Origin of the sequence: Nonomuraea purpurea (genome assembly GCF_042650645.1) — a bacterium.
Classification (GTDB): Bacteria; Actinomycetota; Actinomycetes; order Streptosporangiales; family Streptosporangiaceae; genus Nonomuraea; species Nonomuraea purpurea.
The window spans coordinates 1-14,152 of sequence record NZ_JBHSBI010000064.1 but is presented as its reverse complement, the minus strand read 5'-3'; the positions used below and the strand labels follow the sequence as shown (position 1 = coordinate 14,152).

The following is a 14,152-nucleotide window of genomic DNA, read 5'->3' as shown; positions in this document are numbered from 1 at the left end:
CCCGACAGCTACCTGGCAGGCCTGCACCTACGCGGAGCCGTCATGTGGATCCGAAGCCTCCGACCAGTCTGAAGATCCGAACTTCGTACACGCTCTAATGGGAGCTTGCGGGAACACCTGCGCCGGCACGCCTTGGTCCCGGCATCCGTGCACCCCGCCCGCCGACCTCCTCCGCACGGTCGGGCCAGCCCGCCTGCACGAGCGTGCCTCTCCCTCAGGGATACCCAACCATCCACTACTCTTGGTAGTTGCATATGCGCTTTAAGCAACATCAGCACATGCGTGCCACACCAGTATTCAAGGGTCTTCAGGCAAGTCGGCGCCGTCGTGGGGGCTGTGACATCAAGGAGCCAGCCCATGCCGGCTGCCATCACCCGCATGCTCACCCTCGCCCTGACGCTGAGCGTGCCGAAGATCCCGACACCCGTGTCCACGTCGGGACGTGCGGCCGACACTTACACCAGCTACGCCGACCTCGCCGCCCATGAGAACGAGAACACCGACTACCGGCGCGTGATGCGCCTGCCCGACGGAGCGATCGCGTCGCACATCGCCATCCACGGCGGCGGCATCGAGCCCGGCACCTCGCAACTCGCCGACCAGGCCGCCGCCGCGGGACAGCACGCCTTCTACGCGTTCGAGGGCCTCAAGCGCTCGGCCAACAGAGTCCTGCACCTCACCTCCAACCACTTCGACGAGCCGTGGGCACTGGCGTTGCAGGCCAGGATGTCCGCCACCGTCTCCTGGCACGGCGCACACGGCGAGCAACCCACCACCTACGTGGGCGGGCGTGATCGAGACCTCGCCGACCGGGTGACGGCACAGCTGACAGCCGCCGGATTCCCGGTCGCCGCAACCATGCCGCCCCGCTACACCGGCACCAGCCCCCACAACATCGCCAACCGCAACGTACGCGGCAGGGGCGTGCAACTGGAAATCACCAAGGGACAGCGCAGACTCTTCTTCGAAGACGGCAAGCTCCACCAGCCCTGGATCGACAACCCCAGCCACCGCACGGCCGCCTTCCACGCCTACATCGCCGCCGTCAACGACGCCCTGGCCGGCCTGTGACCTGGCCAAGCTTCCGCAGCTGACCTGCAGCTCGACCAGCCGCGGTACAAAATCAGCGCACTGTTCGATTACTCGCCGGCGATGGAGGGAGTGCCTGCGGTCAGGCCGGTGGCCTCCAACATGATCGATAGAAGTGGGCTTGTGATCAACGTGATCTCGAGCCCACTTCGTCTTTGATCAATTCCTGGCGGTGTCCCCACCGCGCGAGGGGCGGGAAGGGGAAGCTACGCGTTACAGGAGCTGGGCCTGGCCGAGCGGACGCCGAAGCCAAAGTCGTTGACGACATCGCCTGCAGAGACCTCGCGGCTTTGGCCCCGGAAGGAGTCCTGCGAGTAGAAGCACCAGGTGTTTCCGGTGTTGTTGGCTGCACTGCGCAGCGCCGGGTTGATCCTGGCCTGCTGGTCGAAGAGCAGCTTGCGTTGGCCGCTGCCATTCGGCTGGGTGAAGCCGCACACCGAGACGACCAGCGGGCACACGAAGTCGATCTGAGGCTGGCTCGTGGCGGCAGACGCGGGCAGCACGAGTCCCGTGCTCATGGTGGCGGTGGCCGTGACGAGCATCGCCCAGCGGGAGAAGCTGTTCATGATCACTCCTTGCGGTGGGTGTTCGCGGACGCGAATCCTCTCCTTGATAACTGCAAGTAGCCAACTAATGACAGAGAGTGGAACAAGGGTGTGTCGTCACAGTCACGTCCGATTGACCGATCTCGCGGGCGGATGGTTTGTCACATCCGCCCGGCATTAGCGGCCACACTGCTGACGCGTTACAGCCGAAACGCCTAAAGCTGCAGATCACGGACTGTCGTTCGACTTTTGGATGCAAGCCGACTGTCTCCGTCGACGACATCACGACGAGCATCGCTTCGAGCGCGACATGCCAGCGCTGGAGGCCCCCGCGCCCAGGAGGCTGAATTGTGCTCCCACCAACCTTGCCGAATGGGCGTCATCAACCCATAACGTCCCAGACGCCGCCATTCGCCGAGCTACAACATCCTATCGTTACCGTAAGTATTCAATTAATTACTTGAAGTTAATGATTGACCTGGGACAGCAGCCCGCCACGTCCCGGAAGGACACCGATCATGCGCCCTGCGCTGACCGCACCGGCCACCCTCGCCGCCGCCGGCACGGCGGCGACGACCTCACCCACCGCCACGGCCCCCGACGTCGCATCCGTCGCATCTGCCCAGGCGGCCCCGCCGCAGGTAATGACGATGAACGGCACCGTCGTCACCGCCGAAGCCTACAAAGGCACTCGCGCAGAGCTTCAAGCTGGTTACGCAAGGCGACGGCAGTACAGGAATCCGCGCCTTTACAACAATTGACAGCCCGGGCGCATCCCTACTCCGGACATACACCCCCCGGCCCGCTGCCGAAGCGCCGCGCAAATCACCGATACGGCCGACGCGGCGAGCCGGCTGATGGGCGGTGGAGCGGTGAGGATGGGCCGCTAACGCCTGAGCGGGCGAGGCCATCAACTTTCGGGCCCGGTCCTCGGTTCAGCGGGGACCGCTCGGGGATCCTTGAAGATCAGCGGAAAAACCTACAACAACCCCGCCAAGGGCTGCTACGACGGCAACTTCTGGCCCCTGTCGGTCAACAACCAAACCGACGTCCCCATCTCCGTCTACGACAGCAGAAACGGTGCCGGCCAATTTGACGGCGTCATCCTGTCCCCGAGAATCGGCAATTTCGAGTTCGGCCGGACCGTCCTCATCCCAGGTAACACTCCCGTTCGCAAGCTCTCATCGAAGGAAACCTTCATGAAGATGTCCCTGCCCTCAGCTGTTCTGTCGGCCATGGCCGCAGCAGCCATTGTCACCGGCACGGCCGCACCGGCGGCCCACGCCGCCGACCCCACCATTAAGATCAACTCCGCCAAGGCCACCGGCGACCGCACCGCCAGCGTGAGCGTCACCTACACCTGCTCCGCCTCCCAGCCGCCGATCAAACTGGTTGGCGTCCTGCTGCGATTCGGCTGGGGGACCGCCGGCGGAAGCGTCGACCCCGTCTGCGACGGCGCCTCCCACACCGTGTCGGTGCCCGCGCAAAGCACCTTCAACCCAATCCGGGCGGGCGACAGCGTCACCGTCACCGCCACCTTGGAGAACCTCAGCCTGCCCCGCTCCCCTGAAAACTGGGTCGCCATGGACCAAAAGCAGCTCACACTGACGTAACCGGGCCGTTGCCCCCACTCGCGCGCACGCGCGGAGTGCCTCGCAAAACTCTCCAAAATCCGCATGCTATGCGGACGCCCGCCAGGCCAGCACGGCAGGGGCCGCCGACGAGGAAGTCGGGGCCCTTAGGGAGTCGGGGCGGGCTGCGGCCCAGGGCAAGACCCAGGCAGCTCCAACTGGCCGGGTCCCAGGTCATCAGGGGCCTGATCATGTCCACTTGGCAATCGAACGCGTCCAGCACACCGGCGGCTCCGGAGGCCACCCCACCCCCGTCGACCTCGACGCGACAATCCGGACACCCAACAAATCACGCGGACTCTCCACCAAGTGCAGGTCCAGACGTTGCCGTCTGACACGGATCTGCCGATCTTACACGTTCGGCTTCACCGGGGTGATGAAGTTCATCCTCCGGCGCCCCGGGAATATTTAGAAGGAGACCTTTTCGTCTCTGCGGGTGATGATAACGCTGGCACTACCATTTCTGGTGTGCTGAAAGAGGACGCCCGTGTCGCTGTAGTAGGTGAACGTCCAGGGTCCGGTGCCGTCGGCTATTGACGGCGTAAATGCGGCCCCTGTCAATGTGAACTGTGATTTTGTATAGTTGACAGGATTGGGGATTGCGCCACTGGCTAGCACTTTTCCTTTACCATTCTTGATCGAATAGTTGAATACGCCGCCGCAAGGGAAGTATTTGTAGTTCTTGACGGGGAAACCGTCACTCTTGTTATCGTTTGCCTTGCAGGCGACTTCGATGCTGGGTGTGATTTCGGCTCGATTGACGGACAATTTCGGCGTTACTTTGACCTCGAATCTTGTGAGATGGTTTTTGGTCTCGGCATAGCAGTAGCGATCTGCTCCAGCGTTACCGCACGCTGGCAGGGGAGATGCATTCGCGATAAGGGCGGTTACGGGGAGGCTATCGGCCAGGGCGATGCCGTGAGCGAGAGAAGTTAGTGCTGCAGTGGCTGCGCCGCTTGCGGCGAGGCGGCGGACGAAACGTGATTGAGTGCGCATGAAGTGTCCTTTGCTCGGCGGTCGATTTTCACGCTGCATAGGTGTCGCAACTGGGTCGTTGTTTTCACCCCCGGGGGTGTCTGCCACAGCGGCATTGAAGCCTGGTCAGGTCGTGCCGGCCTGCCCGATCCGCCTGCGCAACTGGCTTATGTGGTGACCGGGAGGCAGGAGCACGATCGTCAGGGCGAGACAGGCTGGCGGCGCTGAGCGCCGGGCCAGGAAGGGGAGATACATGATCCTCCAGCCCACACAAGCGGATACTATTGGCAACTAACTGCATACGCTATGCAATCACAGCAGATCAGTGGCAGTCAGTCCCCTACAGGTGACGGCCCCGTGACCCCGTATGCCTGAACGCGACGAGCTCGATTACGACCAGGACCTCGGCAGGCAGAGCCTCACCCCGGCAAACTCTCGAGGCTCGGCGGCGCGGGCAACGGACGGGGTTGGTACGCCTCGTCGATGATGACCACAGGGGTGCGGGCGCGTTCGGCCTGTTCGATGGCCAGGGCGTCGGCGGCCTGCGGGATGAGGATCGCGCGGTGGAGGTGGGGTTTGCCGCCGAGACTGACCACGATGTGGTGGCAGATGCCGCGGGTGCCGACGGCGGGGTTGGCAATGTAGATAATGGTGTGCCGGGTCGGGTCGAGACCGGCGAGGGCGGCGCGGATGGCGACGGTCTTGCCGACGCCGACCTCGCCGGTGAGCACGCCGATGGCTTTGTCGGCGATGGTCCAGGCGAGGCGGGCGGAGGCTTGGGTGCGGGCGTGACGTTCAGATGTGGGCGTGACCTTGCTTCAGCAGATCACGGTGCCGGCGCAGGACTGTGTCCGACCACACGAGAAGCCGCAGCCGGCGAAGAACCCCGTGAGGTAACGGTGCCAGAAGCGCGGCAAGGAAGACGCGATACGCGGGAGCGAACCTCACTTTGGTGTCCGCGCCGAGTTGTCGTTCAAGAACAGTGATCTGGTGGCGCAAGGCAAGGATCTCGATGTCCTTGTCTCGATCTCCCAGTGGCAGCAGCCGCAGCGCGGCAAAGGCGTTCGTGACGGTCACGTAGGCCAGACGGAAGGCACAAGTGATCATCATGTCGCAATTGATCCCCTTCGAGAGCTGGGGCAGGGTACAAGCCAGGAAAGGCGAGCAATCCGCAGCACCTGCGCGGGTGACATTGTCGGCGGGCGCAGTGATCAACCACGATGACGCGCTTCCTGACGAGGCATTAGGCCTCAGGTACCTGGAAGCCAGCCGAATACGTACGCAGCAGGCAGAGGCCCATGGAGTCGTCCATCCCCACTCAACCCGGGAACAGCCCCGAAACTGAATCCTCCGCACCGATGTTTCGAGACGATCGTTCCTACGGAAACGCGATCAACTCGTGGTCGCCGCTGACCGCCCGGTAAATCATCGTTTTCAAACGGCTTTACAGGATGCGGGGGTCTGGCTTGTCAGCAACCGAGGACGGCGTTCACGGTCTCGAACGGCAGCCAGGAGACCTAGCAAATAGTAGCTGCACGGTAACTTAGAGTGATGATAGAGAGGGAGTGGCACACCAGATCGACGAAAGGAGTGTGTGTCATGGAACCCATCCCCCAGCAGGAGGTGTACGAGCCTCCCGCGATGATCGAGATCGGCGGCTTCGCCGATCACACCCTGGGCGGCGTCGCCGGCCAATTCGACGGCGGCACCCCGCCGAGTGTGTTCTTCCCCACCTGGTGGTAGGACCCGTCACCCGAAGCGGTGACGGTCGCCGCTGAAAGCGGCTGCCGGTTCACGGCCCAGGCCGTGTCCCAGCACGGCCGATGAGCGAAACGCTGATGGAGGGACTCACAGTGATGCCCGTTGACGGCGAGATGTGGTTCGCCGTACTTCCGGACGCGGATTCTGCTCAGGCCGCAGCACACGCGCTGTGCCGCCGGGCTCCCCAGGTGATCGAGCACGCCTCCGGGCGGCCATGGCTGGTCGGCCGGTGGCCGGCGGATCAGATGCACCTGGCGGGCGCGGGCGCGGCGCAGGTGGCGGTGATCGGGCGTTGCCTTGTCACCGCCGCCGACCTGGATGGGCGGGCACGCGCGCTGAACGGTGGCGCCCCGGTCGACGCGCTCGCGGCGGGGCTGCCGGGCAGCTTCCATCTGGCCGTCTCCGCCGGCGGGCAGGTGACGGTCCGCGGGGTGATCTCGGGGATGCGGCGGGTGTTCCACACGCGCCTGGCGGGGGTCGAGGTCGCCGCCAGCCGGGCCGATGTGCTGGCCGAACTGGTGGAGGCGCCGGTGGATGAGGAGGTGCTCGCCGCCCGCCTGCTGCCCGCCGGGCTGATCACCCACGTGCAGGAGACGAGCATGTGGCGCGGAGTGCGTGCCTTGCCACCGGAGTTGTTGCTGCTGCTGCATGCGGATGGGTCGTGGGCGACGCGGTGCTGGTGGCGTCCTCCCGAGCCAGTGCTGCCATTGAAGGAGGGCGCGGCGGCGCTGCGCGAGGCGCTGATCAGCGCGGCGGACTCCTGCACGGCGGCGGGCGGCACCATCAGCGCCGACCTGTCGGGAGGGCTCGACTCCACCAGCCTGTGCTTTCTGGCCGCGCGGGGGTGCGCCGAATTGGTCACCGTGCACTACCGCACGCTTGATCGCTTCAACGACGACGACGCCTGGGCCTCACGGGCGGCCGCAGAGTTGCCGGCGGCCCGGCATATGACCATCGACGCCGAGCAGATGCCCGCCTGGTTCGCCGGGCTGACCACTGTGCCGCCGCCCCTGGAGGAGCCCGGTGCCTGGGTCCGCGACACCGAGCGCCTGGCCACGGTGGCCCGCCGGGTCAAGGCGACCGGGTCCCGGTTGCACCTGACCGGGGGCGGCGGGGATGAACTGTTTTCCCCCACACCCGGCTATCTGCACGACCTGGTCCGCAGCCGCCCACTCATGGCGCTGCGGCGGCTGAGGGCACACCGGCCGATGTGGCGGCAGAGCTGGAGCACGCTGTTGCGCGCCCTGGCCGACAACACCCCCTACAACAGGTGGCTGGGCAGGTGCGCCGAACACCTCGCGACCGGGACCCTGGATCTGCGCGATCCCGCTACCGGCTGGTCCATCCCGCCGTTCATGCCGACCTGGGCCACCCCTGAGGCAGTGGCAGCGGCCAGGCGCGTACTGGAGGGCATCGCGCGCCAGGCCCCCGAGCCGCTGGCGCCGCAGCGCGCGGCGCATCAGATCCTGACCATGATCCGCAGCTCAGGAATGGGGCACCGACTGCTGCAGCAAGGCATCGCCCAGCACGGCGTGTCGTTCGCCGCTCCCTACCACGACGACGCCGTGATCGAGGCCGTGCTGTCGGTGCGTCCCCACGAATGGTCCCAGACAGGCACCTACAAACCGCTGCTCACCACAGCCATGACCGGCATCGCCCCCACACCGATCCTGCAGCGCGTCACCAAGGGCGAATACTCGGCCGAGTTCCACACCGGCCTCCACCGCCACCGGCGCGACCTGCTCGACCTCATCGAAGGCTCGCACCTGGCCCGGATGGGGCTGGTCAACCCCGCCGCCTTCCGTGCCGCTCTGCTCGCCCCGCAGCGCGACGCCTCCGATGTCGGCCTCCCGCTGCTGCAGACGCTGGCCTGCGAGATGTGGCTGCGCGCCGCCGCCCACCATCAGAGCGGCCCACGCCCGCCCGCACGCGCCGCCGCGCAGACCCGCCACAGACCATGAACTCCCGCAGACGGGTACTCCTCCCGTTTCCCTGCACGTGATCGACTCGAGAAGGAGCCTGTCATGTCCGTGCGGCTTCGTGAGCACGTCAGCGCCACCGACACCACCGACGCCCTCATCCTGCTGGACGGGCGAGCCGGCCGATACTGGCAGCTCAACACCACCGCAGCCATTATCGTCCGCGCCCTGCTGGACGGCACCGACCCAGCCCGGATCGCCCAGGACCTGGCCGCGGCCAACCCCGTCAGCGTCCAGCAGGCCAGCGCCGACCTGCGGGCCCTGCTCGCACAACTCGCCAAGGCCAACCTGATCGAGACGGCCACCCCATGAACTCCGCCGTCCCCCTCACCGCTCCCCGCCCCCCGCTGATCCGCCGCGCCGCCGCCCGCGCGGCCATCGCTGCGGCCCGGCTCCTGGCGTGCCTGCCGCCCCGCCGGATCGTCGCCGTGCTGCACCTGATCCGCCACGGCTCGGCCCCCGCCACCCACGCACAAGCCCTGCGCGCCCGCAACGACATCGTCGCCACCAGCAGACGCTGCGCCGGCCGCTACTGCCTGCAACGCTCCCTGGCCACCGTCCTGCTGTGCCGGATGCGCGGGACCTGGCCCCGATGGTGCACCGGCGTGCGAACGCCCCCCTTCGCCGCCCACGCCTGGGTCGAAGCCGAAGGTCGGCAAGTAGGCGAACCCGCCGACACCGTCACCTTCCAGGTCATCCTCGATGTCTCCCATCCACGTAGGGACCCGATGAGGGACCCGGAAGTGACTGCCTGACAGACCTTCCAGGAGGTTGAGCGCATTCCCGCCACAACGCACCGCTGCTTGCTAGCGCATCCGCGCTCCGCATGAAAGAAGGAACACCAGATGAGACACCTCATCCGCGCAAACGCCTCCATGGGGGCCGTGGTGCTGATCGCGCTGGCGTTGCCCGGCGCCGCCCAGGCCGTCTCCCCCCTTACGACCGCTGGACCAGCAGCGCCCCGACCAGGATCGGCGGTACTCTTCGCATCGTCTGCGCGCGTCGAACCACAGCTAGAGGTACCGGAACTCGATGCCCCGGGAGCTGCGAAACCCGTCACCTACCCGCCGGACCGCCGCACCCGCCCCTCCTCAGGCACGTTCGTCTTCACCGCTCCGCGCTACACCCGTATCACCCGTCTGGAGATGAACTGCCGCCCACCCTGCGCGGAGGCCATCGCCACCGACGGCTCCACCGCCACCGTCCGAACACCCCCGGGGCGATGGCGGTGGATATGGCCATGGCGCGTCTGGCTCCAGGCCGACCCCAACGCCCCCTTGCCCCGGGCCCGCTACAGCGGAAGCCTGACCGTCGACGGTGAGCAGCAGCCCCTCGACGTGATCATCACCGAGGGCAAGTCGGGCCTGTTCGGCATCCTCCGCGAGGACACCCCCGACAACAGCGGAGTGCTGGTGTCCGCCGTCGCGCCGGGCGGCCCGGCCGACAAGGCCGGCATCCGCCCCGGTGACGTCATCACCTCCTTCAACGGCAAGACCATCACCAACTCCAGAGACCAACTTGCCGCCCGCACCGAAGTGCGCGCCGGAGCCACTGTCCCTGTCACCTACCGCAGGCCCGACGGCAGCGTCAGAGCCACCGAAGCCACCCTGGTCGACAAGCTTTGATCACCGCCATAGCCCGGCACGCGCGAGATCATTCTCAAGCGCCGACGGCCCTTCAGAGCCCGAAGCGGATACAAGCCGGGAGGAGTCGGACAAACTGGATGACCTGCGCGGATGACACTATCGGCAGCCGCAGGGCCACCTTGAGCGTGTCGCCCTTTCCGTAGCAGTTACAAGACCGAGTCAGTTTCGGCCGTGACGCCTTCGCCCCCGCCTGCTATGCCGAAGTGGAGGCTCTCCAGCGACATCGGCGCGCAGCAGAACGTCGATCTGGCAGTCGTAGGCTGTTGGTCCGCCGTAACGCCACGCGAGACAGGTGCGATCACGGTCCAAAACCGGCTCGCGGGGTTCCGGTGTTCCCGAGGCCGATCCGGGACATCACTCGTATGTGCGGGTGAACCGGACGGATGCGAAGTTGTTCCGAGTCGAGCCTCCTGGGATAAGGGTCTCGATCACTGTGCCTCGACAATTGCTGTCCTCGTACAGTTGTGCGTACCGGTCCGTAGCGTTCAGCGCCCTCTGCGCATCTGTGGTGCGGAAGCATGTGTTGTCGTACGGGGTCAGTTCAACAGGACCCTGGGAGGTGTGGTAAACGAAGCTGCCTGCGGCGGCCTGTGCCGGGATGCCCGGTCCCAGGATCGCCACTGAGGTGGTGGCCAGGGCGCTCGCCATCAGCGCGGTCTTCCGGCTTCGCACGCGTCAATCACTCTCTGTGCAAGGCTGTGACTCTAGGTAAGAGTATCGGGTTGATGACAGCACGGCGCCTACCCTGCGACGTGTCAAACCCGCACCCAGGGTGTCAACCCCTTCGACCTGCGGCTTGAAATCAAGCCCAAACACACATATACGGCGCGAATCGATGGTCAAGACCATGCAATCGGCAACGGGCCGCCCCCGCCAATGCCGTGATCACATGCTCGGCGCATGCTCTTCGGCCAACGGCACCGGCGAACACCGGAGGGCATTCTTGGGCATTTTGGCAACAGCATTTGCGGGCAGAGTGATACATTGGGATACGAGCGAATGGGGCTCGGCATAATATCTGCCGACTTTTAATCCGTAGGTTCCGGGTTCGAGCCCCGGGCGCCCTACCACTCCACACCCCATCCGACCTGCACTTTCTCGATTCTCGACCGCCTCCTACGGGTCGCAGATGGCCGAGTTCATGCTCGTCACATGCTCTTCGGCACATCGGCTGGCCGACAGCAAAATCGAAATGAACCGGTTTGCGCTACCGGGCATCGGGTGCCTGAGACCGGATCGTCAAGCCAGACCCGAACGACGCCCAACAGGAGGGCATGGCGGAAGGGTTGGCGGGCGAGACACGCCCGGCTTGACCGCAGACCCGTCCAAGCGCTGGTAAAGCAGCCTCCGGCCGAACCCGCAGGCGAATGGGTATCCTTCCCAGCATGCCTGATGATCTTTGTGCCTCCTTGGTCCCCGAGGTGCCGGCGCGACTGGTCGCAGAAGTGTCCGTACCACTACGCGGCGCGGTGCGCTCGTTGCCGGACGGCTTCCTGGCGGTTTCCTGCGCCAGCGAGGTCATGGTGCTGGACCGTGCGTTGCGGGTCGTTTCCGGCTTCCCTGTCCCGGAGGAACTGGCGCGTCGATATCGGGAGTCGGATGGAGACGTTCGGGTCGATGTGAGCCCTGATCGACGGTGGGTGGTGCTCGCGGGCACCGAGCACATGATGGTCGTCGACTCGACCGGCAGGGTGGCCTGGCGCACCACATATCCCGCTTTCGGCGATGCCAGCGGCGACGCGGTGCCGCCGGTGGAGTGTTCAGCTCCGACGGCTCCGAGTTGTGGGCTTTCATACCGGTGCTCGGCCCATCCTCCGACGAGGACTGGGTGGACGACGCCGAGCGCTGGGTGGTCAGGATGTCGGACTGGCAGATCACCGATAGAGCGGAATTCCGCTATCGGGGGATCACGGACATCATCGCCTCTCCCGATCGGAACCGACTGGGATTTGCCTACTTCGACGGTCACGCAGTCGATGGCATCTGGACCGCCTGGGACGATAACGTCGAAAGCACTCCCGTCCGAGGGCGCTGGTTCCCAATGGACGTGTCTCCCGACGGTCGCCACTGGCTCGGCGGCGCCTGGCACGACATCGTCGTGGGCAACTTCGCGGGAAGCGAGATCAGACTGAACGAGGACGGGCAATGGGATCATTGGGACTTCACCCCAGGCGCCTGTTTCCTGAACCCGGAACAAGTGCTCGTCGTCGGACGTCACGACGACAAGAAGAACCGGCATCTGTTGTTTCGCACCGACACCCTTGAACCGATCGGGCGCATCGCGTATCCCGCTCAATTCCCGGATGAACAAGACAGCGGATTCGTACGTGGTCACGGCGACGACACCTGGCTTACCATGCACATCCCCGGATACGGACGACCCGACGAGGGACGACTCCGTCGCTGGACCAGCGGACCATAGTGGATTCCACAAGCTTGAAGACCATAGCCAGCCTGGCCACCAAGACCGCCGGCGCCTGCCTTGACAGGCGTTGGCGATACACACGGTGTGGCCCCAAAACGGATCTTCGGTCTGGGCTTGTGGCCTTGTGTCGTGTGCGGGGTCAGATGGGCTGCCAGGTGTGTGATGCCCAGCCGAGCTGGGTGATCTGCCAATGCACACCGATCTTTGCTTTCTCGAAGACGCCGCATGACTCTCATTTAGAACAGCGAAAGTCGAGTTTAGAGACATACCATCCTAAATCTCGCCGTAGCCACGGTCCCATGCAGCCTGCTGCTCGGCATCTAGCCGAATATCGGGAAATGACCCTAGGAAGCGATGCGCAAGTTCAATTACGGCGAATTCTTGCAGATCTGGAAGTGAATTAAATTCATCTCGCACAACATCAAGCCCGAAATGGCCTCCTCCCCCTTCTCTGAATAGTACCGTTACGGAGCACCGAAAGCAGCCTTCGGACTCCTCGTGCAGGAACGTAAGGTAGAGATTTGAGATTGATGCACGATGTTCATCCAGCCAGGCTGGGCGCCCTTGGCCGCTCCAATGATGAGCCTTCGCTTGTCGAGCCATGCGCTCGACCTCATCAAGAGTAATCCCTTTGATGTCTCTCCTGCCGAGGACACCAGCTCGATTCTCGACCTGGGGCCAGACACGCTTGCGGCGCCTAGCCCACCAGAAACGTATCACCGATCAAAACCTCTAATTCATCTGTAATATCTGCCCCGGAATATCCGCCCGTCTCAAAAGCTCACACATTCGGCGATTGCCTGTAGGGCATCAAAACGCGCGCACGTGGGTTGATCTGGGGTTTCACCAGTCAGGCTAGGCGGCTCGGCGGTACTCACTGATCACTTCTCCAAGTATCTTGTGGCGTTCGATGCGGCCTTCCATCGGCACCACAACATGCTCATCGTGATCGGGTGGTTGTTGCCCACGAGCCTGATGCGGCCGATGCGCGTTGTAATGATCGATGTACTCGTTCAGAACCGAGCACAGGTGACGTTCTCCGTAAATCAGCATGCGGTCGGTGCACTCAGCCCGCACCGTCCGCACCCAGCGCTCGGCAAAGCAATTCGCTCGCGGTGTCCGCGGCGGCGTCCTCAACACTGTGATACCCACGGCGGCAAACACCTCATCGAAAACAGCAGTGAACTTGGCATCCCGATCGCGAATGAGGAAACGGAACGACCCTGCCCGCTCGCCGAGGTCCATCAGGAGATTGCGGGCCTGCTGAGCGGTCCACGCCCCGGTCGGACGGGAGGTCACGCCCAGGACGTGCACCCGTCGCGTGCGAACCTCCATCACGAACAACACGTACAAGCGTTTCAGAAGGATCGAGTCAACATGGAAGAAGTCGCAAGCCAGGAGCCCTTTGGCCTGCGACCGTAAGAAGGTCCGCCAGGAGGTGTCGAGATGTCGGGGTGCCGGGCCGAAACGGCGGGAGCGCAGGATGCGCCGTACGGTCGCCGCGCTGACCTGGAAGTCAAGCCGCGTCAACTCCCCGTACACCCGCCGATGGCCCCATCCGGCGCGCAGCACCGTCGGCAACCACCGGCCCAGCGCCGCGAGAACGGCCCGATCGGACCAGTCCGGCTTCGGGCGTCCGACCTGACGCCGCAGCACCGCCACCTCATGACGCAGCACCATGATCTCCGCGTCCTTCGACGCTTGACCGCGGCCCAGCAACATCAGCCAGCCGAACACCCGAAGCACGAGCAGATAGAGCAGACGGACAAGCACAAGACGCGACCTTTCCTGCGGGGACGAACCCCGTCAAACCACAGGTCAGAGCCGTCGTGGCTGTATTTCGACGCGCTACAAGGGCACAAGCCAGGAAGAGCGAGCAAGCCGCATGACCTGCGCCGATGGCATTGTCGGCAGGCGCAATGCAGAACAGGTCGGCGATCTGCTGGACAGTCGTGTCGGGGTGTCGTAGAGCTGTTGGGCGGGCGGCCGTCCACTCACCAGGTCACCCGCAGCGTGTGCACGCCGTACACGAGGCTGAAGGCGCGGAAGTCCACCTGCTCGTACGGATCGGCCAGGGCGAGGCCGGGGAAGCGCCGCAGCA

14 protein-coding genes are annotated in these 14,152 nt (G+C 64.8%); 8 read left to right on the top strand and 6 right to left on the bottom strand.

Annotation, left to right across the window (positions count from 1 at the left end):
- Positions 1-357 precede the first annotated feature (357 nt).
- Positions 358-1,071: a poly-gamma-glutamate hydrolase family protein gene (locus tag ACFOY2_RS54265; RefSeq protein WP_379536047.1), complete on the top strand. Its 714-nt coding sequence runs from the start codon at positions 358-360 to the stop codon at positions 1,069-1,071.
- Between the two features lie 224 nt (positions 1,072-1,295).
- Here the strand turns inward: ACFOY2_RS54265 and ACFOY2_RS54260 are convergent, their stop codons facing one another.
- The gene (locus ACFOY2_RS54260; RefSeq protein ID WP_379536046.1) at positions 1,296-1,655 is read right to left on the bottom strand and encodes a peptidase inhibitor family I36 protein; all 360 of its coding nucleotides are present in this window, start codon (positions 1,653-1,655) and stop codon (positions 1,296-1,298) included.
- A gap of 445 nt (positions 1,656-2,100) precedes the next feature.
- Positions 2,101-2,304, bottom strand: a complete 204-nt coding sequence (locus ACFOY2_RS54255) for a hypothetical protein (protein WP_379536045.1) — start codon at positions 2,302-2,304, stop codon at positions 2,101-2,103.
- Positions 2,305-2,593: 289 nt separating this feature from the next.
- Here ACFOY2_RS54255 and ACFOY2_RS54250 point away from each other — a divergent pair, with 289 nt between their 5' ends.
- The gene (locus ACFOY2_RS54250) at positions 2,594-3,247 is read left to right on the top strand and encodes a hypothetical protein (protein ID WP_379536044.1); all 654 of its coding nucleotides are present in this window, start codon (positions 2,594-2,596) and stop codon (positions 3,245-3,247) included.
- Positions 3,248-3,673: 426 nt separating this feature from the next.
- Here ACFOY2_RS54250 and ACFOY2_RS54245 read toward each other — a convergent pair whose 3' ends face one another.
- The 3 genes from ACFOY2_RS54245 to ACFOY2_RS54235 all read right to left on the bottom strand — a co-directional run bounded on the left by ACFOY2_RS54245 (position 3,674) and on the right by ACFOY2_RS54235 (position 5,455).
- Complete coding sequence (locus ACFOY2_RS54245; RefSeq protein ID WP_379536043.1) at positions 3,674-4,348, bottom strand: hypothetical protein; 675 nt, start codon at positions 4,346-4,348, stop codon at positions 3,674-3,676.
- 311 nt (positions 4,349-4,659) lie between these two features.
- Entirely contained in the window at positions 4,660-4,977 is a 318-nt protein-coding gene (locus tag ACFOY2_RS54240; RefSeq protein ID WP_379536049.1) for an AAA family ATPase, read from the bottom strand.
- A gap of 58 nt (positions 4,978-5,035) precedes the next feature.
- Entirely contained in the window at positions 5,036-5,455 is a 420-nt protein-coding gene (locus tag ACFOY2_RS54235; protein ID WP_379536042.1) for a hypothetical protein, read from the bottom strand.
- Positions 5,456-5,839: 384 nt separating this feature from the next.
- Between ACFOY2_RS54235 and ACFOY2_RS54230 the strand changes: the two genes are divergently transcribed.
- The 6 genes from ACFOY2_RS54230 to ACFOY2_RS54205 all read left to right on the top strand — a co-directional run bounded on the left by ACFOY2_RS54230 (position 5,840) and on the right by ACFOY2_RS54205 (position 12,048).
- Positions 5,840-5,983: a lasso RiPP family leader peptide-containing protein gene (locus ACFOY2_RS54230; protein WP_379536041.1), complete on the top strand. Its 144-nt coding sequence runs from the start codon at positions 5,840-5,842 to the stop codon at positions 5,981-5,983.
- 113 nt (positions 5,984-6,096) lie between these two features.
- Entirely contained in the window at positions 6,097-7,962 is a 1,866-nt protein-coding gene (locus tag ACFOY2_RS54225) for an asparagine synthase-related protein (protein WP_379536048.1), read from the top strand.
- 63 nt (positions 7,963-8,025) lie between these two features.
- Positions 8,026-8,292: a lasso peptide biosynthesis PqqD family chaperone gene (locus ACFOY2_RS54220; RefSeq protein ID WP_379536040.1), complete on the top strand. Its 267-nt coding sequence runs from the start codon at positions 8,026-8,028 to the stop codon at positions 8,290-8,292.
- The gene (locus tag ACFOY2_RS54215; RefSeq protein ID WP_379536039.1) at positions 8,289-8,735 is read left to right on the top strand and encodes a lasso peptide biosynthesis B2 protein; all 447 of its coding nucleotides are present in this window, start codon (positions 8,289-8,291) and stop codon (positions 8,733-8,735) included. The genes ACFOY2_RS54220 and ACFOY2_RS54215 overlap by 4 nt, the downstream gene beginning before the upstream one ends.
- Positions 8,736-8,825: 90 nt before the next feature.
- Positions 8,826-9,605, top strand: coding sequence for a PDZ domain-containing protein (locus tag ACFOY2_RS54210; protein WP_379536038.1), 780 nt, complete (start codon positions 8,826-8,828; stop codon positions 9,603-9,605).
- 1,849 nt (positions 9,606-11,454) lie between these two features.
- Positions 11,455-12,048, top strand: a complete 594-nt coding sequence (locus tag ACFOY2_RS54205) for a hypothetical protein (protein ID WP_379536037.1) — start codon at positions 11,455-11,457, stop codon at positions 12,046-12,048.
- Positions 12,049-12,906: 858 nt separating this feature from the next.
- On the opposite strand, the gene ACFOY2_RS54200 is transcribed toward ACFOY2_RS54205, so the two are convergent.
- Entirely contained in the window at positions 12,907-13,824 is a 918-nt protein-coding gene (locus ACFOY2_RS54200; protein ID WP_379536036.1) for an integrase core domain-containing protein, read from the bottom strand.
- Positions 13,825-14,152: the final 328 nt, after the last annotated feature.

Coding starts and splice junctions, on each gene's coding strand:
- ACFOY2_RS54260 (WP_379536046.1), bottom strand. CDS start 1,655: ATGAACAGCTTCTCCCGCTGGGCGATGCTCGTCACGGCCACCGCCACC.
- ACFOY2_RS54220 (WP_379536040.1), top strand. CDS start 8,026: ATGTCCGTGCGGCTTCGTGAGCACGTCAGCGCCACCGACACCACCGAC.
- ACFOY2_RS54215 (WP_379536039.1), top strand. CDS start 8,289: ATGAACTCCGCCGTCCCCCTCACCGCTCCCCGCCCCCCGCTGATCCGC.
- ACFOY2_RS54265 (WP_379536047.1), top strand. CDS start 358: ATGCCGGCTGCCATCACCCGCATGCTCACCCTCGCCCTGACGCTGAGC.
- ACFOY2_RS54225 (WP_379536048.1), top strand. CDS start 6,097: ATGCCCGTTGACGGCGAGATGTGGTTCGCCGTACTTCCGGACGCGGAT.
- ACFOY2_RS54230 (WP_379536041.1), top strand. CDS start 5,840: ATGGAACCCATCCCCCAGCAGGAGGTGTACGAGCCTCCCGCGATGATC.
- ACFOY2_RS54210 (WP_379536038.1), top strand. CDS start 8,826: ATGAGACACCTCATCCGCGCAAACGCCTCCATGGGGGCCGTGGTGCTG.